The organism is Stenotrophomonas sp. B2 (genome assembly GCF_014947095.1).
In the GTDB taxonomy this organism is placed as follows: Bacteria; Pseudomonadota; Gammaproteobacteria; order Xanthomonadales; family Xanthomonadaceae; genus Stenotrophomonas; species Stenotrophomonas maltophilia_P.
Genome location: NZ_JADCQA010000013.1, coordinates 1 through 25,200 on the forward strand (window position 1 = coordinate 1; position 25,200 = coordinate 25,200).

Here is a 25,200-nt window from a genome sequence, read left to right on the forward strand (position 1 = left end):
CCCCCGCCGTCCCCGCCCCCCCCCCCCCCCCCCCCCCCCCCCCCCCCCCCCCCCCCCCCCCCCCCGGCCCCTGACAGTTTCCTGCGGGGTCCGCCACGGAATGGAAGAAGAAAATCAAGGGCAACAGCGGCTCGCGCGCTGCGCTTGCTCGTGTAGCCGAAAAACAAAGAGGGACGCGGCGAAGCCGTGTCCCTCCTTCACATTCCGTCCCGACAACAAATGCTCTTCGATCCGTCACCGGGATGCTGTCAGAGGTGGGGCGGGTTGGGTTCGCGGGGGTGTCCGCGGCATGGATGCCGCGGCCAAGCCCCCAGGGATGGGTTCACGGCGTCCCCCGCGAACCCAACCCGCACCGCCCAACTCCCAGCAATCCAGAGCCTGGACCGCTGTTGCTGTTGCTGTTGCTGTTGCCTTGGCAGTACACGCCTGCCGCAGGCAGCGCCGCGGCCGCCGCCGCAAAGAAAACCCCTCAGATCTTCTTCGCCAGCGCCTCGGCCAGACCGGTATAGCTGCCCGGGGTCATCTCCAGCAGCCGCTGCTTCGCATCCGCCGGCAGCTCCAGCCCCTGTACGAACGCCCGCATCGACTCGGCGGTGATGCCCTGGCCGCGGGTCAGTGCCTTCAGCTGCTCGTACGGGTTCGGCAGGCCGTGGCGGCGCATCACCGTCTGCACCGCTTCGGCCAGCACTTCCCAGGCCGCATCCAGATCGGCATCCAGGCGCTGCGGATTCACCTCCAGCTTGCCCAGTCCCTTGGCCAGCGAGTCCAGCGCCACCTGGCTGTGGCCGAAGGCGGTACCCAGCGCCCGCAACACGGTGGAATCGGTCAGGTCGCGCTGCCAGCGGCTGATCGGCAGCTTCGCGCTGAAGTGCTCGAACAGGGCATTGGCGATGCCGAAGTTGCCTTCGGCATTTTCGAAATCGATCGGGTTGACCTTGTGCGGCATGGTCGACGAGCCGACTTCGCCTTCCTTCAGGCGCTGCTTGAAGTAGCCCAGCGAGATGTAGCCCCAGATATCGCGGGCCAGGTCGATCAGGATGATGTTGGCGCGGCGGGCGGCATCGCCGATTTCGGCGACGTTGTCGTGGGGCTCGATCTGCGTGGTGTACGGGTTGAACACCAGGCCCAGCCCGCTCACGAAGCGTTCGGCGAAGGCCGGCCAGTCCACGTCCGGGTAGCTGGCGACGTGCGCGTTGTAGTTGCCGACCGCACCGTTGATCTTGCCGGTCAGCTCGACCGCGGCGATCTGGCGGCGCTGACGCTCCAGGCGCGCCACCACGTTCGCCAGCTCCTTGCCCAGGGTGGTCGGCGAAGCGGTCTGGCCGTGCGTACGCGACAGCATCGGCTGCGCGGCCTGGGCGTGGGCCAGGCCACGCAGGGTGGCGGCGATGCCGTCGAGCGTCGGCAGCAGCACCTCGCGGCGCGCCTGCTCGAGCATCAGGCCGTAGCTGAGGTTGTTGATGTCCTCACTGGTGCAGGCGAAATGCACGAACTCCAGTGCCGGCGCCAGCTCGGCGTCGTCCTTCAGCTGCTCCTTGATGAAGTACTCCACCGCCTTGACGTCATGGTTGGTGGTGCGCTCGATCTCCTTCACCCGGGCGGCGTGGGCGGGGCTGAAACCGCTGGCCAGCGCGCGCAGACGGGCGGTGGCGGCTTCGGAGAACGCTGCAAGCTCGACGATGCCCGGCTCGGCGGCCAACGCCAGCAGCCACTCCACCTCGACCGTGACGCGGGCCTTGATCAGGCCGTACTCGGAGAAGATCGGGCGCAGGGCATCGACCTTGCCGGCGTAGCGGCCATCGAGCGGGGACAGGGCGAGCAGGGCGGAATCGGACATGTCGGCAGGGCGGGAGCGAGCGGCGGGGCCGATATTCTACGACGCGTGGCCTTCGCATGCTTGGCAGCACCGGGCCACGCCGGGCGCAGGGAGGCTGCGCGCTGTCCTCGCCCGGCCGGGCCCGCCGCTCCCGATGGGCAACGGTGCCGCAGATGAAACGATCCGGCCCGCTTCCGTCATGCCATGCAACGGGCAAGAGAGTATCGTGATTACCGCCGCCAGCCCGGGAAGCGACACCCTGCCAGCCGCCGCTTCCCTTTCCCCAACTGAAGTAGTGCGGAGTCGATGCAATGAGCAAAGCTGCAAGCAAGGGTGCCTCCCGGGCGTTCCGGATCGAACACGACAGCATGGGCGAGCTGCAGGTGCCTGCCGACGCCCTGTGGGGCGCGCAGACCCAGCGCGCCGTGCAGAATTTCCCGGTGTCCGGCCAGCGCATGCCGCGCGGGTTCATCCGTGCGCTGGGTCTGGTCAAGGGCGCCGCTGCCGGCGTCAACGCCGAACTGGGCCACCTGCCCAGGAACGTGGCCAAGGCGATCCAGGCCGCCGCCGCGGAAGTGGCGGCGGGCGACTGGGACGCGCATTTCCCCATCGATATCTACCAGACCGGTTCGGGTACGTCCTCGAACATGAATGCCAACGAGGTCATCGCGACCCTGGCCAACCGCGCCGGCAAGGCCGGCAAGACCACGGTCCATCCCAACGACCACGTCAACCAGGGGCAGAGCTCCAATGACGTGATCCCGACCGCGCTGCGCGTCTCGGCGGTGCTGGCGGCGCACGAACAGCTGCTGCCCGCGCTGGCGCATCTGCGCAGGACCATCGACAGGAAGGGCCGCAGCCTGCGCAAGGTGGTCAAGACCGGCCGTACCCACCTGATGGACGCCATGCCGCTGACCTTCGAGCAGGAGTTCGGTGCCTGGTCGGCACAGCTGGCATCGGCACAGGCGCGCATCGAGGACAGCCTCAAGCGCGTCCGCCGGCTGCCGCTGGGCGGCACCGCCATCGGTACCGGCATCAATGCCGATCCGCGTTTCGGCGCTCAGGTGGCCAAGGCCCTCAAGCAGCACTCGGGTTTCAAGTTCGACAGTGCCGACAACAAGTTTGAAGGCCTGGCCGCGCAGGACGATGCGGTGGAGCTGTCCGGCCAGCTCAATGCGCTGGCGGTGGCGCTGATCAAGATCGCCAACGATCTGCGCTGGATGAATGCCGGGCCGCTGGCGGGGCTGGGCGAGATCGAACTGCCGGCCCTGCAGCCGGGCAGCTCGATCATGCCGGGCAAGGTCAATCCGGTGATTCCGGAGGCGACGGTGATGGCCTGCGCGCAGGTGATCGGTCACCACACGGCGATCACGGTGGCCGGGCAGACCGGCAATTTCCAGCTCAATGTGACCCTGCCGCTGATCGCGGTGAACCTGCTCGAAGGCATCGGCCTGCTGGCCAACGTGTCGACGCTGCTGGCCGACAGCGCCATCGCAGGCCTGAAGGTGCGCGAGGATCGCGTGGCGGAGGCGCTGGCGCGCAACCCGATCCTGGTTACTGCGCTGAACCCGATCATCGGCTATGAGAAGGCCGCGGCAATCGCCAAGCGCGCCTACAAGGAACAGCGGCCGGTGCTGGAGGTGGCGCTGGAGGACAGCGGCCTGGGCGAAGCGGAACTGCGGCGCCTGCTGGATCCGACGGCGCTGACCGCTGGCGGCATCCATGCGGGAGGCGGTGGCGGCGGTTGATCTGCCGAGCAGACTTGCCGGGCCAATGAGAAACGCCGCCCTCGGGCGGCGTTTGCGTTCAGCGACGGTCGGCGACGATGTTGCCGAAGGTCTCGGTGTAGTCCTTGAACTCGGGGATGCGCTGGATCAGGTCGCCTGGAATGACGTCCATGCCCTCCGGTGGCTGGATCTTCACCGGCTGCATGTTCGGATCGGCCGGGGCGGCCACCAGCGTGTTCTGGCGCAGTACCTGCAGCTTGCCGAACATCGTCTGCAGCATCTGCTTCTGCGCGTCGTCCAGCGGAATCTGGATCTCGTCCATCTTCATCGTGCCGTCGGCCAGGATGATGATGTTCGGTGCCGGTGGACGGCGCACGGTCACCATGCCTTCGCTGACGGAGATCTTGGGCTTGCCACGCTCTGCGCGGTGGTTGCGGTAATCCTGGTCGCAGCCGGCCAGGCCCAGGCAGAACAGGGCAGCCAGCAGCAGAAACAGCTTCTTCATGACGATTCGATCGGGGGCATCCGGGGTGCCCATTGTAAGCCCGGTGGCGGCAGCGGGGACCCGCTGCCGGCCGGCTGCGCTGAAGTGTCTCAGTTGGAGAAGGTGACCGAGCTGTCCTTCCCGCAGTCGTCGACGTCGCTCTGGTCCATGCTGGCGTAGGGCTTGAAGGCCGGCAGTTCGCGGGCAAGCGCCTGCTGGCTGGCCAGCATCGCCGGCAGGCGGTCGCAGATGCGCTTGGCCTGCGCTTCGATCTTGGCGGCCTCGGCGTTGATCCGCTTCTCCACGCCTTCGCTGTCACCGCTGAAGATACCCTTGAGCGCTTCACCGGCAGCGCTGGCACCCAGCTTGGCACCGGCCAGGCCGACATTCATCCCGTCCGTCGCGATGGCGACCACGTGACCGCGGTACTCCAGCAGCTGGCGGCGCTGCGCGTCGTTGGTCGGCACATCCTTGCCGCCGATCAGCAGATGTCCATCCGGCGTGATCTCCGCGCGCGGCTGATTGTCGGCGGAGATCTTGATGTTGCCCTCAGTGATCTCCCTGCGGGCCTCATCCATGGCTTCCTGGACTTTTCTGCCAACGCCGCTGGAGGTTTCGGCGACGCTCTTGCCGACACTGGTGTCGGGCGCGGAAGACGTGCCACCGCAGGCGATCAGCGGCAGGCACAGCAGGGTGGCAGGCAGCAGGCGCATCAGGTTCATGGCATTCCCCTCGAATCGGTGGGTTGGGATTTACTTGTTGCGGGGCAGGGTGACCCTGCCGCTGACGTTGCGGTGCACGACGTCGCCGCTGCCGCTGTGATCGACGGTCAGGTTGCCGCGCACGCCATCGACGTCGATGTCGCCGGAGCCATGGCTGCGCACGTGCACATCGCCGCCGATGTCACCCAGGTCGATGCCCCCCGAGCCCACCACGCCGATCTGGACGCTGCCCTGCACGCGCTTGAAGTCGACGTCGCCCGATCCGACCGTGTCCAGGCGTGCGTTGCCACGCACGTCGCTGATCGTGAGGTCGCCGGAGCCGACCGTGCCGACGATCGCGTCGCCCCCGATGTTGCGCGCCTTGACGTCACCCGAGCCGAGCGACAGCAGGTTCAGTGCGCTGCCACCGTCGATCTCCAGGTCGCCGGAGCCGACGGAGGCATGGATGGTGCCGCGGGTGCCGCGCGCAACGGCGTCGCCGGAGCCGACATCCACGCTCAGTGACTGCGCGTTGTCGATGCTGGCATCGCCGGAGCCGACCTTGAACTGCAGCGGCAGGTTGTCCGGCACGCTGCCGCGGATGTCCAGCCAGGCGTAGAAGTTGCCCAGGTTCAGGCCGGCACGGCTTGCGCGGCGCAGGCTGACCACCAGCTTGTCGCCTTCCCGGCGCTGGTCCAGCACCAGCTGGTCCAGCAGATCCTGGCTGGACGCGCAGGCACGGCCGTCGAGCTGACCGCCTCCACTGCGGGCGGTCACCTTCAGATCGAACTGGTTCACTTCGAACACCACCGCCTTGGCACCGGCCGCGTCCAGCTTCAACGTGCGTGCAGCGGTGAACTTGCAGTTGGGTGCATCGGCGGCCAGGGCCGACAGCGGCATCAGCAACAACGCGGTACAGGCGAGCAGGGAACGCATGGGTGGTGGCTCCGGTAAGGGGTCAGATTTCGCCGGCGCGGCGGCGCAGGCGGATGGCAAGGAAGATGAAAAGCGCGCCGAACGCAGCGCCGATCCACAGTCCCGGCATCGCCAGCGACTTCAGCTGCGCGACCGGGCCCATCAGCGCGGTGACCGATTCCAGGTCCGCACGCGAGTCCTGCAGGCCGGTGCGGTAGATCAGGTCCATGCCGGGCACGCCACTGAGCAGCAGGCGACCGACGACGTTCTGCCAGAACCAGCCGCTGGTGAGCCCGAACAGGGTCATGACCTTGGTGGTGGAGACGATGATCCCGGCGAACAGCGGCAGCATCACCGCCCACAGGAACGGCTTGGACTTGGCCCAGGCCGAGCACAGCAGCAGCCAGCCGGCGGTCGGCAGCGCCCACAGGACGTAGACCGGAATCCAGGACAGATGGCCGGCGGCCAGGGTCAGCGGGCTGGCCGGTCCCCAGATCAGGTTCATCGGGCTGCCACCGTGCAGCGCGGCCACCAGGCTGATGATGGCGAGGAAGCCGAACATGGTCAGGATGCCGGCGACCACTGCGATCAGCGGGGCGATCACCAGCGCGCTGATCGCCTTGGAAAGCACGGTCTGGGTATCGGACAGTGGCAGTGATTTCCAGAACAGGATGCTGCGGTCGCGGCGGTCGTCATACAGCGCGCCAAGGCAGTAGAAGAACATCACGAACGCCAGCACCAGGAACGGCCAGGCCGAACTCAGCACCAGGGTCAGGTCGAGGCCGTTGCCCAGGTCGGCCATGTCCTTGGCACTGATGTTGCGGGTCAGCAGCGCCAGGTCCAGGCCGTTGATGTTCACGTCCTCGCCATCGATGTGCAGATTGCCGTCGCGCGCAGCCCGATGCAGGGCGAACAGGCCGAAGGCGATGCCCACACCGCTCATCAGCAGCGACACCACGCCGGCAATCAGCGGCGCATAGAGGAACCCGCCACGGTTCTCCCAGTATTCACGCTTGAGCAGCCAGCGCAGCGTGCCGGCGGGGCCGACGGGATGATTGACGGCGTTCATGCGTAGGTCCCCTTCATGACAGCGACGAACAGATCAGCCAGGCCCGGGCTGCGGGTCTCGCCGAGGGAGGTGAGCTGGTCACGCGGCACGCCGTCATACAGCAGCACGGTCTTGCCGAAGGCCAGGGCGCGCTCGTCGATCGGCTTGAGCGCACGCGCGGTATCGAGCTGCTCGGCGTTGACCAGCAGCTCGGTGTAGCGTTGGCCGACATCGTCCATCTCTGCGTCGAGCACGATGCGGCCGTCGCGGATGAACATGACGTCGCTGAGGATGTGCTCGATCTCTTCGACCTGGTGGGTGGTGACGATGATCGTCTTCTGCTCGTCGAAGTAGTCCTCCAGCAGGCGCTGGTAGAACTCCTTGCGGTACAGGATGTCCAGGCCCAGGGTCGGCTCGTCGAGCACCAGCACGCGGGCGTCGATGGCCATCACCAGGGCCAGGTGCAGCTGCACGATCATGCCTTTGGACAGTTCGCGCACGCGCTGCTTCGGCTGCAGCTTGGTGTTGGCCAGGAAGCGCTCGCAGCGGGCGCGATCGAAGCGTGGATGCACGCCGGCGACGAAGTCGATGGCCTCGCGCACCTTCAGCCAGCGGGGCAGCACCGCGACGTCGGCGATGAAGCAGATGTCCTTCATCAGCTCATCCCGATGAAGGCGCGGGTCGCGGCCGAGCACGCTGAGGTCGCCTTCCACCGTGGTCAGGCCGAGGATGGCCTTCAACGCGGTGGTCTTGCCGGCACCGTTGGGTCCGATCAGGCCGATGATCCGGCCCGCCGGGATGGTGAAGCTGGCATTGTCGAGCGCGACCGTGCTCTTGTAGGCCTTGCGCAGGCCGCGGGCGGTGATGACCGCGTCGCTTGCAGCGGTACTGGTGAGGCTGGCATTCATCAGACTTTCCCCTGGGTCAGCAATTCGTCGAGGCTCAGCCCCAGGCGCTGGATGCGCTCCAGGACGGCCGGCCATTCTTCATTGAGGAAGCGCTCGCGCTCGCTGCTGCGCAGCTGCGTGGCCGCCTGCTCGGTCATGAACATGCCCAGGCCCCGGCGCTTCTCGACCAGGCCTTCGTCAGCCAGTTCCTGGTAGGCGCGCGAAACGGTGATGGGGTTGAGCTGGTAGTCGGCGGCCACCTGGCGCACCGAAGGCAGGGCATCGCCCGGCTTGAGGATTCCGTCGAGCATCATGGCGATCACGCGCTCCTTCAGCTGGCGGTAGATGGGAGCGCCGTCGCTCCACTGGATGTCGCTCATGGTCAGCTCCGTGGGGTCAGCGGCTGTGCGAACGAGAAATACGGCATGGACAGGGAGCTGTGCAGCCGACGCGGGGGGGAGGGTGAAGCTTCCGGCGTCCCGGCCGTGGGAGTGGGCGCGTCCTGCGGGGTATCGGACAGAGAGGGGGCGGTGGGCGCGCGTGGCGAGGCCAGCCAGGCCATCACCAGCAGGGTCGAAACGGCGGTGATCGCGGGAGCGGTGACGTTGCGATGCATCCGGGTGTTCATGGCATACCCCTGTCTCAGGTGACTGGTGTTGTATGCAACTATAACACCGGCACGCCGACGTGCAACCCCCGACATGACCCAACTGATGACAGGGGGCGTCATGGCATAGACGCAATTCTGCAAGCCATTGATTTGAATGCGGAATGATGCTCGGTGGGCGCAGGCCGTCGCGTCGCTTCCATTCAGCTGCGTCCATGCTATGTCAAGCACCGGCCAGCTTCTGGCTCCGGCTGCGTTGCCGCCAATCCGCGCAAAGCGCCGGGGCGGTCGCGCGGCGGGGTGCCCCCGGGGCCGGTGCTATAGTTCGGCCGATTCCCGGCCGCTCCCGGCCGGGCCCTGTGAATGGCCACCGCGGACCGCTCCGATGCCCCTGCCGACCGTCTTCCCGCGCCGCCTGCGCGGTCTTTCCCTGCTGACCCTGCTGGCTGGGCTGGCCCTTCCCGGCCTCACCCTGGCCGCCGATCTGCTGGATGTGGACTACCGGCCCCTGGCCGGCAAGCAGCAGGTCAACCTGCAGCAGCGCTATCACGGCCAGGTGCTGCTGGTGGTCAATACCGCCAGCAAGTGCGGGTACACGCCGCAGTACGAAGGCCTGGAAGCGCTGCAGCAGCGCTATGCACGCCGCGGGTTCGCGGTCCTCGGCTTCCCGTCCAACGATTTCAAGGGCCAGGAACCCGGTGACGAAGCGCAGATCCAGGAATTCTGCACGCTGACCTATGGCGTGAAGTTCCCGATGTTCGAGAAGGTCCACGTGGTCGGCGCGCAGGCCACCCCGCTGTACCAGCGCCTGACCGCGGCAACCGGCGTGGCGCCGGGCTGGAACTTCCACAAGTACCTGGTCGGCCGCGACGGCAGGGTCATCGCCCAGTTCGCCAGCAAGGTCACGCCGGATGATCCGCAGCTGATCGCGGCCATCGACAAGGCACTGGCCGCGCCCGCCGCCACGCGTTGATATCCGGCACGGATGCCTCGACATCGACGGCATGCGTGCGACAATGCTTCTTTTCGCGCCGACGTCGGCGCCCAGTCACTTCCAGGAATGCAGCGAATGAAGATGGGAATGCGCGGCGCAGCGGCGTCGGTTCTGATTCTGGCGATGGGCACTTCGGGTGTCGCTCTGTCGCAACAACCGGCGGCCCCCGCAGCCGCCAAGGAGACCGCAACCTTGAATTCCCCCAAGCAGAAGCTCGGTTACGCCATCGGCCTGGATGTCGCCAAGTCGTTCACCCCGATCGCCGATGAAATCGACGTCGCTGCCCTGCGCACGGCCGTGGAGCGTTCGTTCGAAGGCCTGCAGCCGCAGATCACCCAGGAGCAGGCCAAGGCCACCGATGCCGCCCTGCGCCAGGTCGTGATGGCCCGCAGCGGCCAGCAGGTGCCGGGCGTTGCGCCGGGCTCGCAGCCGCCGAAGGTCGATCGGGTGAAGGTCGCACAGATGATCGGTTCCTACTCGGTGGGTCCGTCGCTGGCACAGCTGAAGGACGACATTGACGTTGCGTCGCTGTTTGACGCAATCAGCACTGGTCTGAGCAAGGGCCAGCCGAAGATGACCGAGGCTGACGCCACGGCCACCATTCAGGCGTTCATGGGCACCAAGCAGGCCGAAATGCAGGCCAAGGCCGCCCAGGCTGCACAGACCAACCGTCAGGAAGGCAATGCATTCCTGGCCAAGAACAAGACCCAGCCGGGCGTGGTGACCACGGCCTCTGGGCTGCAGTACCAGGTGATCCGCCCGGGCAGCGGCGAGCGTCCGCTGCCGACCAGCAAGGTGCGCGTGAACTACGAAGGCAAGCTGCTCGACGGCACCGTCTTTGACAGCTCCGCCAGCCGTGGCCCGGCCGAGTTCGGCCTGGACCAGGTGATCAAGGGCTGGACCGAAGGCGTCGCGCTGATGCCGGTCGGCTCCAAGTACCGCTTCTGGATCCCGGGCGAGCTGGCCTACGGTGAGAACGGCACCCCGGGCGGCCCGATCGGTCCGAACGCCACGCTGACCTTCGACGTCGAACTGCTGGGCGTCCTGCCGTAAGCCACCACGGAGCCTGCACGGACATGCGCGTTGCGATTTTCGGTACCGGTTACGTCGGCCTGGTGACGGGCACCTGCCTGGCCGATGTCGGCCACCAGGTGATCTGCGTCGATATCGACCAGGGCAAGGTCGATGGCCTGAACCAGGGCATCATCCCGATCTATGAGCCGGGCCTGGAGCCGATGGTGAAGGCCAACCACGCTGCGGCGCGGCTGGCGTTCACCACTGATGCGGCCGCGGCGATCGCGCATGGCCAGGTGGTGTTCATCGCCGTGGGCACACCGCCGGACGAGGATGGCAGCGCCGACCTGCAGTACGTGCTGGCCGTGGCCCGCACCATCGGCCGGCACATGAGCGTGCCGACCGTGGTGGTCAACAAGTCGACGGTGCCGGTCGGCACCGCCGACAAGGTCCGTGCAGCGATCACCGACGAACTCGCGGCGCGCGGCGCCGACATCGCCTTCGATGTGGTCTCCAACCCGGAGTTCCTGAAGGAAGGCGACGCGGTCGCCGACTGCATGCGACCGGACCGCATCATCATCGGTGCCACCAGCGACGAGTCGGTGGCGGTGATGCGTCGCCTGTATGCACCGTTCAACCGCAACCACGACCGCGTGGTGGAGATGGACGTACGCTCGGCCGAGCTGACCAAGTACGCCGCCAACGCGATGCTGGCGACCAAGATTTCGTTCATGAACGAGATCGCCAACATCGCCGAGCGTGTCGGCGCCGACGTCGAGCAGGTCCGCCAGGGGATCGGCTCGGACCCGCGCATCGGCTGGCATTTCATCTATCCGGGCGCCGGTTACGGTGGCTCGTGTTTCCCCAAGGATGTGCAGGCGCTGGCCCGCACCGCCCAGCAGAGCGGCCTGGAGCCGAAGCTGCTGAACGCGGTGGAAGCGGTCAACGATGCGCAGAAGGGCCACCTGTTCGCCCTGGTCCAGCGCCACTACGACAAGGGCGAGGACGAAGGCGTGCGCGGCAGGACGTTCGCCGTGTGGGGGCTGGCCTTCAAGCCGAATACCGACGACATGCGCGAGGCCTCCAGCCGCCGCCTGCTGGCGCAGCTGTGGGAGGGTGGGGCGACCGTACGTGCGTTCGACCCCGAAGCCATGCACGAAGCGCAGCGCATCTTCGGTGAGCGCGATGATCTGGTGTTCTGTGACAGCGCCGATGACGCGCTGCAGGGCGCCGATGCGTTGATCGTGGTGACCGAATGGAAGCAGTTCCGCAGCCCTGATTTTTCGATGCTGCGCGAACGGCTGAAGGACGCGGTCGTGTTCGACGGCCGCAACCTGTACGACCCCGCCGAGGTCGAAGCGGCGGGCCTGGCGTACTACGGCATCGGCCGGGGGCGTTCACTGCATGTCTGAGCTGCCGACCGAACGCGAGCAGGCGCTGGAAGCGCGCCTGGTCGAGCTGGAGATGCGTGTGTCCTTCCAGGAACACGCGCTGGCCGAACTGAGCGACGCACTGGCCGATGCCCGGATGCAGGGCACCCGCAACGCCGATGTGCTGCGCGTGCTGCTGGAAGACCTGGGCAAGGTCCGCAACGCACTGAATTCCTCCGATCCGGCGAGCGAACCGCCGCCGCCGCACTACTGATCCATACCCTTATCTATGAGCGATACCCTCCGCGACCAGTTGCTGGGCCTGGGCTTCAAGCCCGCGCCCAAGCCCGAGCGCAAGAATGATGGCCCCCGCCGTGATGGCCGCCCGCAGGGCAAGGGCGGCAACGGCAATGGAAAGCCGCAGGGCGCAGGCAAGGGCGAGCACGCGCCCGGTGAGCGTCGCGGTCCCGGTGGTGCGCCGGGCAAGCCGGGGCAGCACCGTGGACAAGGCCCGCGCAGGCCGCGCAGTGCCGAGGAGATGGATCTGGCCAAGGCCTATGCCATCCGTGCCCAGAAGGAGAAGGAAGAGCGCATCGAAGCCGAGCGCCTGAAGCAGGAGGAAGCGCGTCAGCGCCGCGAGGCGAAGGCGAAGCTGGAAGAACTGCTGAAGGACAAGGGCCTGAATGACGAGGCGGCCGACATCGCGCGGCACTTCCCGTATGGCGGCAAGATCAAGCGGATCTATGTCACCGCGGCACAGCTGACCGCGCTCAATGCCGGCGAGCTGGGCGTGGTGCAGCTCAATGGCCGCTATCTGTTGGTCACCGCCGAGGTGCTGAACCAGGCCGAAGCCGTGTTCGCGGCCTCGGTGGCGCTGAAGGTCGATCCGGATGCCCCGGCCGAGGACGATCCCTACGCCGATCCGCAGTACCAGGTGCCGGATGACCTGGTCTGGTAAGCCTGCACCGCAGTGATCGGAAACGCCGGGCAATGCCCGGCGTTGCTGTTTCTGCGCGGTCTATTCGGGATCGTAGTCGAGGTTGGATGCGAGCCAGCGCTCGGCCTGGGCGCGATCCACTCCCTTGCGCCGCGCGTAGTCGCCCACCTGTTCGCGGCTGAGGCGGCCGACCACGAAGTACTGGCTCTGTGGATGGCTGAAGTAGTAGCCGGAGACGGCCGCGGTGGGCAGCATCGCGAAGCTCTCGGTCAGCGTCATGCCCGCGTTGGCTTCCGCCTGCAGCAGATCGAACAGGCGGCGCTTCTCGCTGTGCTCCGGGCACGCTGGATAGCCGGGGGCGGGCCGGATGCCGCGATACTTCTCGTCGATCAGCGCATCGTTGTCCAGCGCTTCGGTGCGGTCATAGCCCCAGAACTCGGTGCGCACCCGCTGGTGCAGGCGTTCGGCCAGTGCTTCGGCGAAGCGGTCGGCCAGGGCCTTGAGCAGGATCGCGTTGTAATCGTCGTGCTCGGCTTCAAAGCGCGCGACATGGGCATCGATGCCGATACCGGCGGTGACCGCGAACGCACCGATCCAGTCCTGTCGCCCGCTGTCGGCCGGTGCGATGAAATCGGCCAGGCAGAAGTCGGGGCGCTCGGCCGGCTTGTCGACCTGCTGGCGAAGGAAGTGCAGGGTGGTCTCGCCCTGTGGATGCTGCACGCGGACATCGTCACCGACACTGTTGGCCGGCCACAGGCCGAACACCGCCTTGGCGGTCAGCCACTTCTCCGCGACGATGCACGCCAGCATCGCCCGGGCGTCGCGGTACAGCTCGCTGGCCTGGGTGCCGACGATCTCGTCAGTGAGGATGGCCGGAAACTTGCCAGCCAGTTCCCAGGCCTGGAAGAACGGCGTCCAGTCGATGTAATCGACCAGTTCCGACAGGGGATAGTCTTCGAACACATGCAGGCCGGGCTGGTTCGGAACCGGGGGCACATAACTGTCCCAGCCGCCCTGGAATTTCTGGCCGCGCGCGTGCTCCAGCGAGACCAGCCGCTTGGCATCGCCACGGTTGCGGTGACGGGCGCGGATCTCGGCGTAGTCGGCTTCATTGGCAGCAACGAAGCCCGCGCGCAGGTCGCGCGAGATCAGCGACTGGGCCACGCCCACCGCGCGCGAGGCATCCTTCACCCACACCGTAGGGGCATGGTAGTGCGGGTCGATCTTCAACGCCGTGTGCGCACGCGAGGTGGTGGCGCCGCCGATCAGCAATGGCAGGTCGAATCCCTGGCGCTGCATCTCGCGGGCGACATGGCTCATTTCCTCCAGTGACGGCGTGATCAGCCCGGACAGGCCGATCAGGTCGGCCTTGTGCTCGCGGGCCGCATCGAGAATCTTCTGCGCCGGCACCATCACGCCCAGATCGACCACCTCGAAGTTGTTGCAGGCAAGGACCACGCCGACGATGTTCTTGCCGATGTCGTGCACATCGCCTTTCACGGTGGCCATGATGATGCGGCCGTTGCTCTTGGCGGTGTCACCGCTGCGGGCCTTCTCCGCCTCGATATAGGGCAGCAGGTAGGCCACCGCCTTTTTCATCACGCGGGCCGACTTCACCACCTGCGGCAGGAACATCTTGCCGGCACCGAACAGGTCGCCGACGACGTTCATGCCATCCATCAACGGCCCTTCGATCACGTCCAGTGGACGGCTGGAGGCCTGCCGTGCCAGCTCGGTGTCCTCTTCCACGAACGCATCCAGCCCGTGCACCAGGGCGTGGGCCAGGCGCTGCTCGACCGGCTTGGCGCGCCAGGCCATGTCTTCGCTTTTCACCTTGCCCTTGCTGCCCTTGTAGCGTTCGGCAATCTCCAGCAGGCGCTCGGTGGCGTCGGGGCGGCGGTTGAGGATCACGTCCTCCACGCGCTCGCGCAGGTCCGGCTCCAGTTCGTCATAGATCGGCATGGCACCGGCGTTGACGATGCCCATGTCCATGCCGGCGGCGATGGCGTGGTAAAGGAAGACCGAATGGATCGCCTGGCGCACCGTTTCGTTGCCACGGAACGAGAACGACACGTTGGAAACGCCGCCGGAGACGTGGCAGTGCGGCAGGGTCTGCTTGATGATGCGCGTGGCTTCGATGAAGTCCACCGCGTAGTTGTCGTGCTCCTCGATGCCGGTGGCGACAGCGAAGATGTTCGGGTCGAAGATGATGTCCTGTGGCGGGAAGCCGATCTCATCGACCAGAATGCGGTAGGCGCGCGTACAGATCTCGACCTTGCGCGCACAGGTGTCGGCCTGGCCGCTTTCGTCGAACGCCATCACCACCGCTGCCGCGCCGTAACGCAGCACCTTGCGCGCGTGTTCGCGGAACAGGGCCTCGCCTTCCTTCAGCGAGATCGAATTGACCACGCTCTTGCCCTGCAGGCATTTCAGGCCGGCTTCGATCACGCTCCATTTGGACGAGTCGACCATCACCGGAATGCGGGCGATGTCGGGCTCGGACATGATCAGGTTGAGGTAGCGGGTCATCGCCGCCTCGGAGTCGATCAGGCCCTCGTCCATGTTGACGTCGAGGATCTGCGCGCCACTGGCCACTTGTTGCCGGGCGACGTCCACGGCCTCCTCGTAGCGGCCTTCCTTGATCAGCTTGCGGAACTGCGCGCTGCCGGTGACGTTGGTGCGCTCGCCGACGTTGACGAACAGCAGGTCCGGGGTGATGACCAGCGGTTCCAGGCCGGACAGGCGGGTGGGGCGGACAGGCGTCATGGCAGGCAGTGGCTCAGCAACGGCAGGGCGGGAAGTGCGGAACGGTGGCGGCGACGTTCATGCCGCCTGGTCCTGGCGGTCCGGCAGGACACGCGGTGGCAGGCCGGCCACCGCCTGGGCGATGGCACGGATGTGGTCGGGGGTGGACCCGCAGCAGCCGCCGACCAGGTTGAGCAGGCCATCGCGGGCGAAACCGCGCAGGGTCGCCGCCATTTCTTCGGGGGTCTCGTCATACTCGCCGAAGGCATTGGGCAGGCCGGCATTGGGATGCGCGCTGACATGGCAGTCGGCAACCTGCGACAGCGTTTCGACATGCGGGCGCATCGCATCGGCACCCAGCGCGCAGTTCAGGCCGATCGACAGGGGCCGCGCGTGTGCCAGCGAGGCGTGGAAGGCTTCGGCGGTCTGGCCGGACAGGGTGCGGCCGGAGGCATCGGTGATCGTGCCGGAGATCATCACCGGCAGGCGCGCACCGCGCGCATCGAAGGCTTCCTCCACCGCATACAGCGCCGCCTTGGCGTTGAGCGTGTCGAAGATGGTTTCGACCATGAGGGTGTCCGCGCCGCCGTCGATCAGGCCATCGATGGCTTCGCGGTAGGTGTCGCGCAGCTCATCGAAACTGGTGTTGCGGAAGCCCGGATCGTTGACGTCGGGACTGATCGATGCGGTGCGGCTGGTGGGGCCAAGCACGCCGATCACGAAGCGCGGCTTGCCGGGCGTGGTGGCTTCAACGGCATCGCAGCAGGCGCGGGCCACGGCGGCGCCGGCCTTGTTCAGTTCGTACACCAGATGCTCGAGGTGGTAGTCGGCCTGGCTGACCGAGGTGGCGTTGAAGGTATTGGTTTCCACCAGGTCCGCGCCGGCTTCCAGGTAGGCGGTGTGGATGTCGGCGATGACCTGAGGCCGGGTGAGCAGCAACAGGTCGTTGTTGCCCTTCAGATCGTGGCCCTGCGGCGCGGCGTGGTCGCAGCCCGGCCCGTGCAGGTGATCGTAGCCATCGGCGAAACGCTCACCGCGGTAGTCGCCTTCCTGCAGGCCATGGCGCTGGATCATCGTGCCCATCGCTCCGTCGATGATCAGGATCCGCTCGCGCAGCGCGCCCAGCAGGGCATTGGCACGTTCGGGGTGCAACCAGGGCAGGACGGGCATGATGATTCCGGACTCAGGGCTTGTTGGCGATCAGCGAGATCACTTCGAAGTGCGGCGGCCGCTTCTCGCGGGTGACCGTCTCCAGGCTGGAAACCTGCAGGCCGGCCTTGTCGACGAACTTCTTCAGTTCCTTGTCGCTGAAACCCAGGTTGACGTGACCATAGGCTTCCACCGCTGCCTTGTGTTCGTGGCGCGCCAGGCTGCACAGCAGCAGGCGGCCGCCCGGGCGCAGCACGCGCGCGGCTTCGGTGACGGCCTGCGCCGGCTTGCTGGCGTAGGTCAGTGCGTGCATCAGCACCACCAGGTCGAAGCTGCGGTCCTTGAAGGGCAGGGCATGCATGTCACCCTCGCGCACTTCCACATTGGGCAGGCGGCGCAGGCGTTCACTGGCAGCGGCCACCACGCGCGCGCTGGTGTCGATGCAGATGTAGCGCTTGGCATGCGGTGCCACCAGTTCGGCCAGCACGCCGTCGCCGGACGCGATATCGAGCACGTCGCCGGTTTCCAGCAGGGGCAGGGCGGTACGCGCCAGCGCCTCCCAGGTGCGGCCCGGAGAATAGTGACGTTCCATGTCGCCGGCCACGCTGTCGGCCCAGTTCTGGTCCGCGGCGCGGCTGGCCAGCACGGCGGCGACCCGTTCAGCGTCCTGGCGCAGCAGTGGATCGTCGCTTCCGTTGCTCAAGGCATGCCACAATGCGCGCTGCGCCGGATCCAGCTGCGCTTCGTCGAAGCGGTAGTAGGCCGACACGCCGGCGCGGCGGTCGCGGACCAGGCCCGCTTCCTTCAGGCGCGCCAGGTGAGTGGACACGCGCGGCTGGGCCAGCCGGGTGATCGCCGAAAGCTCGGCCACGGTCAGCTCTTCCTGCTCCAGCAGCGCCAGCAGGCGCACCCGCGTCGCATCGGCGAACACCTTCAGGCGGGTTGACCAGTCTTCCAGATCCATGAATATCTACCTATCGCGATATAGAGATATATTCGCTGGATCGGCCGCCGTGGTCAAGTCGGTGGCGTATGGAAACTCCCCGGGCCCCGGTACAATCGGCGCACCTGGGCGCGCGCTGCGCGGCCATAACCTCATGTACCCGGGAGGGTGTTGTGGATTTCAGCTTTACTGAAGAGCAGTTGATGCTGCAGGACGTGGCGCGGCGCATCGCGCAGGAGAAGATCGCCCCGAGCGCGGAGCATCATGACCGTACCGGCGAGTTCCCGCTGGAGAACATCCGCCTGCTGGGCGAGAACGGCCTGATGGGCATCGAGGTACCGACCGAATACGGCGGCGCTGGCATGGATCCGATCGCGTATGTGCTGGCGATGGTGGAGGTCGCCGCTGGCGACGCGGCCCATTCGACCATCATGTCGGTCAACAATTCGCTGTTCTGCAACGGCATCCTGACCCACGGCAGCGAGGAGCAGAAGCAGAAGTACGTGCGCGCCATCGCGGAGGGCGAGGCCATCGGTGCATTCGCCCTGACCGAGCCGCAGTCCGGTTCGGATGCGACCGCCATGCGTTGCCGCGCGGTCAAGCAGGCCGACGGCACCTACGTCATCAATGGCAAGAAGAGCTGGATCACCTCCGGCCCGGTGGCCCGGTACATCGTGTTGTTCGCGATGAGCGAGCCGGACAAGGGCGCGCGTGGCATCACGGCTTTCCTGGTCGACACCGAAAAGGCCGGCTTCGGCCGTGGCAAGACCGAGCCGAAGCTGGGCATCCGTGCCTCGGCGACCTGCGAGATCGAATTCAACGATTACGTCGCCCAGCCGGAAGACGTGCTGGGCCAGGAGGGCGAGGGCTTCAAGATCGCCATGGGCGTGCTCGATGCCGGGCGCATCGGCATCGCATCGCAGGCCATCGGCATCGCCCGTGCCGCTTATGAAGCGACGCTGGAGTATGTGAAGGAGCGCAAGGCGTTTGGCGCGCCGATCGGTACTTTCCAGATGACCCAGGCCAAGATCGCCGACATGAAGTGCAAGCTGGACGCAGCCCTGCTGCTGACGCTGCGCGCGGCATGGGTGAAGGGCCAGGGCAAGCGTTTCAGCAATGAAGCGGCCATCGCCAAGCTGACGGCGTCCGAAGCGGCGATGTGGATCACCCACCAGGCCGTGCAGATCCATGGTGGCATGGGCTACTCCAAGGAAATGCCGCTGGAGCGCTACTTCCGCGATGCCAAGATCACCGAGATCTACGAGGGCACCTCGGAGATCCAGCGCCTGGTGATCGCCCGCAACGAAACCGGGCTGCGCTGAGTCGAAACGGCTGCGCCGCTGCAACAGCGGCGCAGCCGGTAGAACCATGGCCTGAATGGATGATGCGGACCATGGTCCGCACCACTTCAAAGCGCATGGCAAAAAGCCTTGGGTCACTCCGAGGCTCCTCATCGGCATGTACTTCCAGATCAATTGCCTTCGCAGGTTAGCGTCCGTCCATCCCAGCGGCAGTCCAGCCCGCCTGCGATGCCGCTGCCTTCGATGACCGTCACGCCGTAAAGGCGTGCGGTATCGATCCAGCGCAGCATCGCCTCCTTGTCCTTGAACTGATAGACACCAGCAAAGCCTTGTGCAGTATCCGGATTGCTGGCGGCGCCGTCGGGGATGCGGTTCCCCTGTGCATCCCTGCTTCCGCCTTGCACGTATTTCGCTTCGTTAACGGAGTCGGCGCGGACGAGGAGGGTAGTCTTGGAACCATCCCGCCACGTGATGACGTAGATCGCTCCGTCGATGCCAAGCGCCTTGCTGACGAAGCTCAGGCCAATGGAAGAGAGAAACGTCGCCATGCTGTTCCAGACGGTCGAGTGGGTGGTGGCACCGCTGAAGGCTTCACCGATCTGTGATTCAAGTCGGAACCGAGCGGTCGCCATCTGGGCGATATCGTGTGCGTTGTGGCCCTTGAATTCATCGGGAAAGGCGATGCCATTGGCCGCGCCGGGATCGTCAGGGTGGATGTCGAACTGCACTCCCCTCTGACCGGCGCGTATGCCACGCCGGTCAAGCATCCCCATGATGCGGTTGAACGACGCGACAATCGGATCCGGCACGGGTATCTGGACCGCCCGGTACCTGCGCAGCTCTCGGTCGTATTCCACCTCGTAGCCCTGAAGCTTGCGCTGGCTGAAATCTGCGACGATGGTGGGACCTGTGCCGGATGTAAGCGCGAGCGCACGGGGGTCCGTGCAGTTGTCACAGACCAGCACGCCTGCGGCATGTGTCAACGGTGAGAAGAATGCGCTCAGCCCCAGCAGTGCAAGAAGTTGTACAGCGCTTGGGACAAACGAATTTGGCATGGGAACCTCCCTGATGTTTCTGCGGCAGAGACCCTTGGTTAAGGGGCTGTTCCTGTGGAGGTTGTGACGGATTGCGCGCTATTGGAATTGCTGATTGATGGCGCCAGCTGGTGACGCATATGGCCCGAAAACAGGGTGCGATCGCGATATCCATCGCCTGATCTGTAGATCCTCCCGCACGCCTGTCTGTCAGTGGCGACAGTCGCAGGTGACGAATCCCGCTCCGACATGAGTAGCTGGACATGGGATCGGCTCTCCAGAAAGCCATAAACAAAAAAGGCCCCGGATCGCTCCGGGGCCTTTTCGTTGCAGCGCAGGGTGGATCAGCGATCCGGACGATGCGCTGCTTCGCCCTCACGCTGGCGGCTGAGGAATTCCTTCGACGGCTCGTCCAGCTTGTCGCCGAGCATGCGCCGCACGACCACGAAGAAGACCGGGATCATCAGCAGGCCGAGCAGGGTGGCGAACAGCATGCCGCCGATCACGCCGGTACCGATGGCGTGACGGGAGTTGGCGCCGGCGCCGCTGGAGATCGCCATCGGGATCACGCCCATGATGAACGCGAAGGACGTCATCAGGATCGGGCGGAAGCGCAGGCGTGCCGCCTCGATGGTGGCATCGCGCAGGTTCTTGCCCGCCGCACGCTGCTCCACCGCGAACTCCACGATCAGGATCGCATTCTTCGCCGCCAGGCCGATAACGGTGATGAGGCCGATCTTGAAGAACAGGTCGTTCGGCAGGCCACGCATCATCGACAGGCCGATGGCACCGAGCACGCCCAGTGGCACCACCAGCAGCACCGCCACCGGAATCGACCAGCTTTCATACAGCGCCGCCAGGCACAGGAACACCACCACGATGGACAGCACCAGCAGCAGCGTCGCTGCGTTGCCGGCCAGGATTTCCTGGTAGGACATGCCCGACCAGTCGTAGCCGAAGCCGGCCGGCAGGTCGTTGTTGACGATGCTCTCCATGGTCTGCATCGCCTCACCCGAGCTGGTGCCCGGCGCCTGCGAGCCGACGATGTTGATCGCCGAATAGCCGTTGTAGCGGCTCAGTGACGGCGATGCGGACACCCATTCGGACTTGACCACGGTGCTCAGCGGGATCATCGCGTTGGTGCCGTCGGCGTTGGTGGTCAGGCTGGAAGGGCTGTAGAAGCTCTTCAGCGACTCCTGGCCGGTGCGGTACGGGCCATCGGCCTGCATGGTCACGCGCTTGATGCGGCCTTCGTAGAAGAAGTCGTTGACGTACACCGGCGCCAGCATCAGCTGGATGGTGCTGTACACGTCCGACACCGACATGCCCATCGACTGCGCCTGCACGCGATCCACGTGCAGCTGCAGCTGCGGAGCGTTCTCCAGGCCGTTCGGACGCACGCCAACCAGTGCTTCAGGCTTCTGCGCGGCCTGGCCGAGCAGGATGTTGCGGGCCTGCGTCAGCTGCTCGTAGCCGGCGCCACTGCGGTCCTGCAGCCACATGTCGAAGCCACCGAACTGGCCCAGGCCCTGCACGGTCGGCAGGTTGACCACGAAGATCTGCGCTTCCTTGATGCCGTAGAACGCGCCGTTCATGTTCTGGATGAACTCCGGCGCGGTGAACTTGCGTTCTTCCCACGGCTTCAGGCGGATGAAGCCCATGCCCACGTTCTCGCCGGAACCGACGAAGCTGAAGCCGGCCACCTGCAGCATGCCTTCAAAGCCATCCTGCTTTTCCAGAATGCCGCGCATCTGCGCGAAGACCTCGTTGGTCTGGCCCTTGGTCGAGCCCGGGGGCAGCTGCACGATCGCCAGCGCATAGCCCTGGTCTTCTTCCGGCAGGAAGCTGCCCGGCATGCGCGTGAACAGGAAGCCGCACAGCGCGGTCAGTACCACGAACAGGATCATCCAGCGCGGGGCATGGCGCACCGCCGAGGTGATGTGGCCCACGTAGGTGTGGCTGATCTTGTCGTAGTACTTGTTGAAGGTGCGGTAGACGATGTTCGGGTTGTCGTTGTGCGTCGGCTTCAGGAAGGTCGCGCACAGCGCCGGGGTGAAGCCCAGCGCCAGGAAGGCCGAGAACGCCATCGAGATGGCGATGGTCAGCGCGAACTGCTTGTAGATTTCGCCGGCGGCACCGCCCTGCAGTGCGGACGGGATGAACACCGCTGCCAGCACGACGGTGATCGCCACCACTGCGCCGGTGATCTGGGTCATCGCCTTCTGCGTGGCCGGCTTCGGTGCCAGGCCTTCCTCGCTCATGATGCGTTCGACGTTCTCGATCACCACGATGGCGTCGTCGACCACGATGCCGATCGCCAGCACCATCGCGAACAGGGTCAGCTGGTTGATCGTGAATCCGATCATCCACATGCCCAGGAAAGTACCCAGCAGGGCGACCGGGATGACCAGGGTCGGGATCAGGGTGGCGCGGAAGTTCTGCAGGAAGATCAGCATCACCAGGAACACCAGCAGCACCGCTTCGAACAGCGTCTTGACCACTTCCTGGATCGAGATCTTGACGAAGGTCGTGCTGTCGTACGGCGAGAACCAGGTCACGCCGGCCGGGAAGCTGGGCTGCAGTTCGTCCATCTTGGCGCGCACCGCATCGGCCACGTTCAGGGCGTTGGCGCCCGGCAGCAGCTGGATGGCGAAGGCACCGGTCGGCTTGCCGTTGTACTGGGTGTCGAAGCCGTAGTTGTTGGCACCGAAGGCGACGCGGGCGATGTCCTTGAGCAGCACGCGCGAGCCGTCGGCATTGGCGCGCAGGATGATGTTCTCGAACTCCTGCGGCGAGCTGAAACGTCCCTCAGCCGACACGGTGGCGGTGAAGTGCTGGCCTTCCGGCGACGGGTCCGAGCCCAGCGCACCGGCGGCGAACTGCACGTTCTGCGCACGCACGGCAGCCAGGACCTGGCTGGCCGAGAGACCATAACCCTGCATCTTCTCCGGGTTCAGCCAGATGTTCATGGCGTACTCGGAACCGAACTGCTGGGTGCTGCCGACGCCGGGAATGCGCGAGACCTGGTCGAGCACGCGCGAACCGACGATGTCGTTCAGCGCGTCACGGTTGATCGCCGCCGTATCCGACTGCAGGGCCACGACCATCAGGAAGCCGGCGTTGGCCTTGGCCACCACCACGCCCTGCTGGGTCACCTCCGACGGCAGTCGTGGCGTCGCCAGCGACACCTTGTTCTGCACCTGCACCTGGGCGATGTCCGGATCGGTACCGGTCTCGAAGGTGAGGGTGATCTGCGCGCGGCCATTGGACGAGGACGAAGAGCTGAAGTACAGCAGGTGATCGATACCGGTCAGCTGCTGCTCGATCACCTGGGTGACCGATTTTTCGGTGGTGTCCGCGCTGGCGCCCGGATAGGTGGCCGAGACGGTCACCTGTGGCGGAGCGATGTTGGGATAGGACTCCACGCCCAGGTTGAGGATCGCGATCACGCCGCTGAGCGAGATCAGGATCGCTACCACCCAGGCGAAGACTGGATGTTCGATGAAAAATTTAGGCATGACGGAAGGTTCCCGTTACTGCTTGTTCGAGTCGGTGGCGGCCGGCGCGGCCTTGTCGGCTGCGTCGGTCTGGGCCGGAGCCTTGTCGGCGGCAGCGGCGGGTGCGGCCGGGCCGGCACCGCCGGCCGCGGGCTTGCCGGCGGCGTCCTGCCCCGGCGTCCAGGGCTTGGCGACGGCCGGGCTGCCTTCCTTGACCTTCTGCACGCCGGCCACGATCACCTTGTCGCCGGCGGCCAGGCCATCGCTGACCAGCCAGTTGCCGCCCTGTGCGCCTTCGGTCTTGACGTTCTTGCGCGCCACCTTGCCATCGGCACCGACCACCATCACGTAGCCGCCCGTGGTGTCGCGCAGCAGCGCCTGCTGCGGCACCAGGTAGGCATTGTTGCGCTCGCCGAGGTTGGCCTGGAAGCTGACGAAGGCTCCCGGCAGCAGGATCTGCTGCGGATTGGGCAGCAGCGCACGCAGCGACACCGCGCCGGTGGCCGGGTCGACCGTAGTCGAGGAGAAGTCGAGGGTTCCCGGCTCGCTGTAGGTGCTGCCATCGGCCAGCTTCACGTTGACGGTGGCCTTGCCGTCGCCGGCCAGGGCCAGGGCGCCCTTGGCCTGCTGCGCGCGCAGCTGGGTCAGCTCGTCCACGCTGAGCGAGAAGTTGACGTACAGCGGATCGAGCTGGTCAACGGTGGTCAGCAGGGTCACGTCGCCCTGGCCAACCAGTGCGCCCTCGGTCACCTGCTGCTTGTTGGCCACGCCGCTGATCGGCGCGGTCACTTCGGCGTAGCCCAGGTTGATCCGCGAGGAGGTCACCGCCGCTTCGGCCTGCTTGACCGCGGCCAGCGCAGTGCGCTCGGCCGATTCGGCGTTGTCCAGGTCGGACTTGGAGACGAACTGCTGCGGTGCCAGCGAGCGGGCACGATCGGCCGCCACCTTGGCGTTGGCGTAGGTGGCGCGCGCCGACGCCAGCTGGGCCTCGGACGCGTTCAGCGAGGCGCGCAGCGGTGCCGGGTCGATCAGGAACAGGGTCTGCCCCTGCTTGACCTGGGAGCCTTCCTGGTAGACGCGCTTGAGCAGCACGCCCGGCACGCGTGCGCGGACATCGGCACTGCGGAACGGCGACAGGCGGCCGACCAGCTCGCGCTGCAGCGGCAGGGTCTGCGGCTTCGCATCGATCACGCCCACCTCCGGCGGCGGGGGTGTCTGCTGTTCCGGTTTCTTGCAGGCAGCCAGCGCGACAGCAACGGCGCACGTCAAGGCAAGGGTGCGGAGTGGGGCGGTCATCAGGAGGAACTCCGGGGTTGGTTTGTAGACGGGGCCGGCGACGGTTGCGGCGCAAACGCGCGCAGGAAGCTGTCGACGGAGAACTCTGCCCAGCGCCGACGCAGGAGCGCGTCATCACGATGGGGGGTATGGAAGCGCTGTTTGTCGAAATCCTGACCGGCGATCATGCTCAGCAGCAGTTCGGCCATGAAGTGCGGGTCGTCATGCCGGAGCAGGCCACGCCTGCAAACGGTTTCAATCCATTCAGAAAGATGAAGTGTCAGCGCGCCAGCACCATGCCGGTACAGCGCGCGGGCCTCTTCGGGGAACTGGGCGGCATCTGCAGCGATCAGCCGGCAGGCCTGGCCGACATGCGGTTGGTTGAAATGCTCCAGGAAGTCGATGGCGAACTGCAACAGGCTGGCACGCAGGTCGTCACTGCGGAGTGCACGCAGCATTGCCCCCGTCGCGTGTCCCACATGCCGCTGCATCACCCGCCGCAGCAGTTCCTGCTTGCTGCCATAGCGCGAGTACAGGGTCTGCTTGGAGCAGCCGGCCTGCTGGGCCACCGCATCCATGCTCATCTGCATGCCCTGCCGGGCCAGCAGTTCGCGCACGGCATCGAACACGCGCTCATCGCGCGCATCGAGGGCAACGGGGAAGTAGGCCGGGTTCACGCGGTGGACTATACCGTCCAGTTCAGGATTGTGGAATCGAAACGACGTTCCCGCGTGTGTCTTCCGGTAACACGCTTTG

22 protein-coding genes are annotated in these 25,200 nt (G+C 66.2%); 7 read left to right on the forward strand and 15 right to left on the reverse strand.

Annotated elements, in window-relative coordinates:
• Positions 1 to 469: 469 nt before the first annotated feature.
• Entirely contained in the window at positions 470 to 1,837 is a 1,368-nt protein-coding gene (gene purB / locus IMX13_RS14960; RefSeq protein ID WP_193396645.1) for an adenylosuccinate lyase, read from the reverse strand.
• Between the two features lie 290 nt (positions 1,838 to 2,127).
• Between purB and IMX13_RS14965 the strand changes: the two genes are divergently transcribed.
• Complete coding sequence (locus IMX13_RS14965; protein WP_193396646.1) at positions 2,128 to 3,564, forward strand: class II fumarate hydratase; 1,437 nt, start codon at positions 2,128 to 2,130, stop codon at positions 3,562 to 3,564.
• A 58-nt stretch (positions 3,565 to 3,622) separates the two neighbouring features.
• On the opposite strand, the gene IMX13_RS14970 is transcribed toward IMX13_RS14965, so the two are convergent.
• The 7 genes from IMX13_RS14970 to IMX13_RS15000 form a co-directional block, all read right to left on the reverse strand.
• A complete protein-coding gene (locus IMX13_RS14970) occupies positions 3,623 to 4,048 on the reverse strand; it encodes a hypothetical protein (protein ID WP_053515382.1) in 426 nt (141 codons plus the stop codon).
• Positions 4,049 to 4,137: 89 nt separating this feature from the next.
• Complete coding sequence (locus IMX13_RS14975; protein WP_053515384.1) at positions 4,138 to 4,749, reverse strand: hypothetical protein; 612 nt, start codon at positions 4,747 to 4,749, stop codon at positions 4,138 to 4,140.
• 30 nt (positions 4,750 to 4,779) lie between these two features.
• Complete coding sequence (locus IMX13_RS14980; RefSeq protein WP_193396647.1) at positions 4,780 to 5,664, reverse strand: DUF2807 domain-containing protein; 885 nt, start codon at positions 5,662 to 5,664, stop codon at positions 4,780 to 4,782.
• A gap of 22 nt (positions 5,665 to 5,686) precedes the next feature.
• Positions 5,687 to 6,712, reverse strand: coding sequence for a hypothetical protein (locus tag IMX13_RS14985; protein ID WP_193396648.1), 1,026 nt, complete (start codon positions 6,710 to 6,712; stop codon positions 5,687 to 5,689).
• Positions 6,709 to 7,599, reverse strand: a complete 891-nt coding sequence (locus tag IMX13_RS14990) for an ABC transporter ATP-binding protein (protein ID WP_065176059.1) — start codon at positions 7,597 to 7,599, stop codon at positions 6,709 to 6,711. The genes IMX13_RS14985 and IMX13_RS14990 overlap by 4 nt, the downstream gene beginning before the upstream one ends.
• Positions 7,599 to 7,958: a GntR family transcriptional regulator gene (locus tag IMX13_RS14995; RefSeq protein WP_053515392.1), complete on the reverse strand. Its 360-nt coding sequence runs from the start codon at positions 7,956 to 7,958 to the stop codon at positions 7,599 to 7,601. The genes IMX13_RS14990 and IMX13_RS14995 overlap by 1 nt, the downstream gene beginning before the upstream one ends.
• Before the next feature lie 2 nt (positions 7,959 to 7,960).
• Positions 7,961 to 8,206, reverse strand: a complete 246-nt coding sequence (locus tag IMX13_RS15000) for a hypothetical protein (RefSeq protein WP_065176058.1) — start codon at positions 8,204 to 8,206, stop codon at positions 7,961 to 7,963.
• Positions 8,207 to 8,570: 364 nt separating this feature from the next.
• On the opposite strand from IMX13_RS15000, the gene IMX13_RS15005 reads away from it, so the two are divergent.
• The 5 genes from IMX13_RS15005 (at position 8,571) to IMX13_RS15025 (ending at position 12,521) form a co-directional block, all read left to right on the forward strand.
• The gene (locus IMX13_RS15005; RefSeq protein WP_053515396.1) at positions 8,571 to 9,158 is read left to right on the forward strand and encodes a glutathione peroxidase; all 588 of its coding nucleotides are present in this window, start codon (positions 8,571 to 8,573) and stop codon (positions 9,156 to 9,158) included.
• Between the two features lie 96 nt (positions 9,159 to 9,254).
• Positions 9,255 to 10,232 carry an FKBP-type peptidyl-prolyl cis-trans isomerase gene (locus IMX13_RS15010; protein ID WP_065182910.1) on the forward strand — a complete coding sequence of 326 codons (978 nt, stop codon included), beginning with the start codon at positions 9,255 to 9,257 and terminating at the stop codon, positions 10,230 to 10,232.
• A 23-nt stretch (positions 10,233 to 10,255) separates the two neighbouring features.
• Positions 10,256 to 11,605 carry a UDP-glucose/GDP-mannose dehydrogenase family protein gene (locus IMX13_RS15015; RefSeq protein ID WP_053515400.1) on the forward strand — a complete coding sequence of 450 codons (1,350 nt, stop codon included), beginning with the start codon at positions 10,256 to 10,258 and terminating at the stop codon, positions 11,603 to 11,605.
• Positions 11,598 to 11,837: a SlyX family protein gene (locus tag IMX13_RS15020; protein WP_053515402.1), complete on the forward strand. Its 240-nt coding sequence runs from the start codon at positions 11,598 to 11,600 to the stop codon at positions 11,835 to 11,837. The genes IMX13_RS15015 and IMX13_RS15020 overlap by 8 nt, the downstream gene beginning before the upstream one ends.
• A gap of 15 nt (positions 11,838 to 11,852) precedes the next feature.
• Complete coding sequence (locus tag IMX13_RS15025; RefSeq protein ID WP_193396649.1) at positions 11,853 to 12,521, forward strand: DUF2058 family protein; 669 nt, start codon at positions 11,853 to 11,855, stop codon at positions 12,519 to 12,521.
• A 60-nt stretch (positions 12,522 to 12,581) separates the two neighbouring features.
• Here the strand turns inward: IMX13_RS15025 and metH are convergent, their stop codons facing one another.
• Genes metH through IMX13_RS15040 form a run of 3 tightly spaced genes read right to left on the reverse strand, consistent with a single transcriptional unit; the run spans position 12,582 to position 17,358 of the window.
• Positions 12,582 to 15,266 carry a methionine synthase gene (metH, locus tag IMX13_RS15030; RefSeq protein ID WP_065182908.1) on the reverse strand — a complete coding sequence of 895 codons (2,685 nt, stop codon included), beginning with the start codon at positions 15,264 to 15,266 and terminating at the stop codon, positions 12,582 to 12,584.
• A gap of 57 nt (positions 15,267 to 15,323) precedes the next feature.
• Entirely contained in the window at positions 15,324 to 16,415 is a 1,092-nt protein-coding gene (locus IMX13_RS15035) for a homocysteine S-methyltransferase family protein (protein ID WP_065176054.1), read from the reverse strand.
• A gap of 13 nt (positions 16,416 to 16,428) precedes the next feature.
• Positions 16,429 to 17,358, reverse strand: a complete 930-nt coding sequence (locus IMX13_RS15040) for a metalloregulator ArsR/SmtB family transcription factor (RefSeq protein WP_053515410.1) — start codon at positions 17,356 to 17,358, stop codon at positions 16,429 to 16,431.
• A gap of 152 nt (positions 17,359 to 17,510) precedes the next feature.
• Here IMX13_RS15040 and IMX13_RS15045 point away from each other — a divergent pair, with 152 nt between their 5' ends.
• The gene (locus IMX13_RS15045) at positions 17,511 to 18,659 is read left to right on the forward strand and encodes an acyl-CoA dehydrogenase family protein (protein ID WP_053515412.1); all 1,149 of its coding nucleotides are present in this window, start codon (positions 17,511 to 17,513) and stop codon (positions 18,657 to 18,659) included.
• 149 nt (positions 18,660 to 18,808) lie between these two features.
• Here IMX13_RS15045 and IMX13_RS15050 read toward each other — a convergent pair whose 3' ends face one another.
• From IMX13_RS15050 to IMX13_RS15065, 4 genes are all read right to left on the reverse strand, one after another.
• Positions 18,809 to 19,693: a hypothetical protein gene (locus IMX13_RS15050; RefSeq protein WP_227255464.1), complete on the reverse strand. Its 885-nt coding sequence runs from the start codon at positions 19,691 to 19,693 to the stop codon at positions 18,809 to 18,811.
• A gap of 323 nt (positions 19,694 to 20,016) precedes the next feature.
• Complete coding sequence (locus IMX13_RS15055; protein WP_074899280.1) at positions 20,017 to 23,190, reverse strand: multidrug efflux RND transporter permease subunit; 3,174 nt, start codon at positions 23,188 to 23,190, stop codon at positions 20,017 to 20,019.
• Between the two features lie 15 nt (positions 23,191 to 23,205).
• Positions 23,206 to 24,465: an efflux RND transporter periplasmic adaptor subunit gene (locus tag IMX13_RS15060; RefSeq protein ID WP_053515418.1), complete on the reverse strand. Its 1,260-nt coding sequence runs from the start codon at positions 24,463 to 24,465 to the stop codon at positions 23,206 to 23,208.
• Entirely contained in the window at positions 24,465 to 25,121 is a 657-nt protein-coding gene (locus IMX13_RS15065) for a TetR/AcrR family transcriptional regulator (protein ID WP_053515419.1), read from the reverse strand. The genes IMX13_RS15060 and IMX13_RS15065 overlap by 1 nt, the downstream gene beginning before the upstream one ends.
• Positions 25,122 to 25,200: the final 79 nt, after the last annotated feature.

Excerpts from the sequence above, each read along its gene's own strand:
- IMX13_RS15015 (WP_053515400.1), top strand. The coding sequence starts at position 10,256 with ATGCGCGTTGCGATTTTCGGTACCGGTTACGTCGGCCTGGTGACGGGC.
- IMX13_RS15035 (WP_065176054.1), bottom strand. The coding sequence starts at position 16,415 with ATGCCCGTCCTGCCCTGGTTGCACCCCGAACGTGCCAATGCCCTGCTG.
- IMX13_RS14990 (WP_065176059.1), bottom strand. The coding sequence starts at position 7,599 with ATGAATGCCAGCCTCACCAGTACCGCTGCAAGCGACGCGGTCATCACC.
- IMX13_RS14965 (WP_193396646.1), top strand. The coding sequence starts at position 2,128 with ATGAGCAAAGCTGCAAGCAAGGGTGCCTCCCGGGCGTTCCGGATCGAA.
- IMX13_RS15010 (WP_065182910.1), top strand. The coding sequence starts at position 9,255 with ATGAAGATGGGAATGCGCGGCGCAGCGGCGTCGGTTCTGATTCTGGCG.
- IMX13_RS15040 (WP_053515410.1), bottom strand. The coding sequence starts at position 17,358 with ATGGATCTGGAAGACTGGTCAACCCGCCTGAAGGTGTTCGCCGATGCG.
- IMX13_RS15025 (WP_193396649.1), top strand. The coding sequence starts at position 11,853 with ATGAGCGATACCCTCCGCGACCAGTTGCTGGGCCTGGGCTTCAAGCCC.
- IMX13_RS14995 (WP_053515392.1), bottom strand. The coding sequence starts at position 7,958 with ATGAGCGACATCCAGTGGAGCGACGGCGCTCCCATCTACCGCCAGCTG.
- IMX13_RS14975 (WP_053515384.1), bottom strand. The coding sequence starts at position 4,749 with ATGAACCTGATGCGCCTGCTGCCTGCCACCCTGCTGTGCCTGCCGCTG.
- metH (WP_065182908.1), bottom strand. The coding sequence starts at position 15,266 with ATGACGCCTGTCCGCCCCACCCGCCTGTCCGGCCTGGAACCGCTGGTC.
- IMX13_RS14970 (WP_053515382.1), bottom strand. The coding sequence starts at position 4,048 with ATGAAGAAGCTGTTTCTGCTGCTGGCTGCCCTGTTCTGCCTGGGCCTG.
- IMX13_RS15020 (WP_053515402.1), top strand. The coding sequence starts at position 11,598 with ATGTCTGAGCTGCCGACCGAACGCGAGCAGGCGCTGGAAGCGCGCCTG.
- IMX13_RS15060 (WP_053515418.1), bottom strand. The coding sequence starts at position 24,465 with ATGACCGCCCCACTCCGCACCCTTGCCTTGACGTGCGCCGTTGCTGTC.
- IMX13_RS15055 (WP_074899280.1), bottom strand. The coding sequence starts at position 23,190 with ATGCCTAAATTTTTCATCGAACATCCAGTCTTCGCCTGGGTGGTAGCG.
- IMX13_RS15050 (WP_227255464.1), bottom strand. The coding sequence starts at position 19,693 with ATGCCAAATTCGTTTGTCCCAAGCGCTGTACAACTTCTTGCACTGCTG.
- IMX13_RS15005 (WP_053515396.1), top strand. The coding sequence starts at position 8,571 with ATGCCCCTGCCGACCGTCTTCCCGCGCCGCCTGCGCGGTCTTTCCCTG.
- IMX13_RS15000 (WP_065176058.1), bottom strand. The coding sequence starts at position 8,206 with ATGAACACCCGGATGCATCGCAACGTCACCGCTCCCGCGATCACCGCC.
- purB (WP_193396645.1), bottom strand. The coding sequence starts at position 1,837 with ATGTCCGATTCCGCCCTGCTCGCCCTGTCCCCGCTCGATGGCCGCTAC.
- IMX13_RS14985 (WP_193396648.1), bottom strand. The coding sequence starts at position 6,712 with ATGAACGCCGTCAATCATCCCGTCGGCCCCGCCGGCACGCTGCGCTGG.
- IMX13_RS14980 (WP_193396647.1), bottom strand. The coding sequence starts at position 5,664 with ATGCGTTCCCTGCTCGCCTGTACCGCGTTGTTGCTGATGCCGCTGTCG.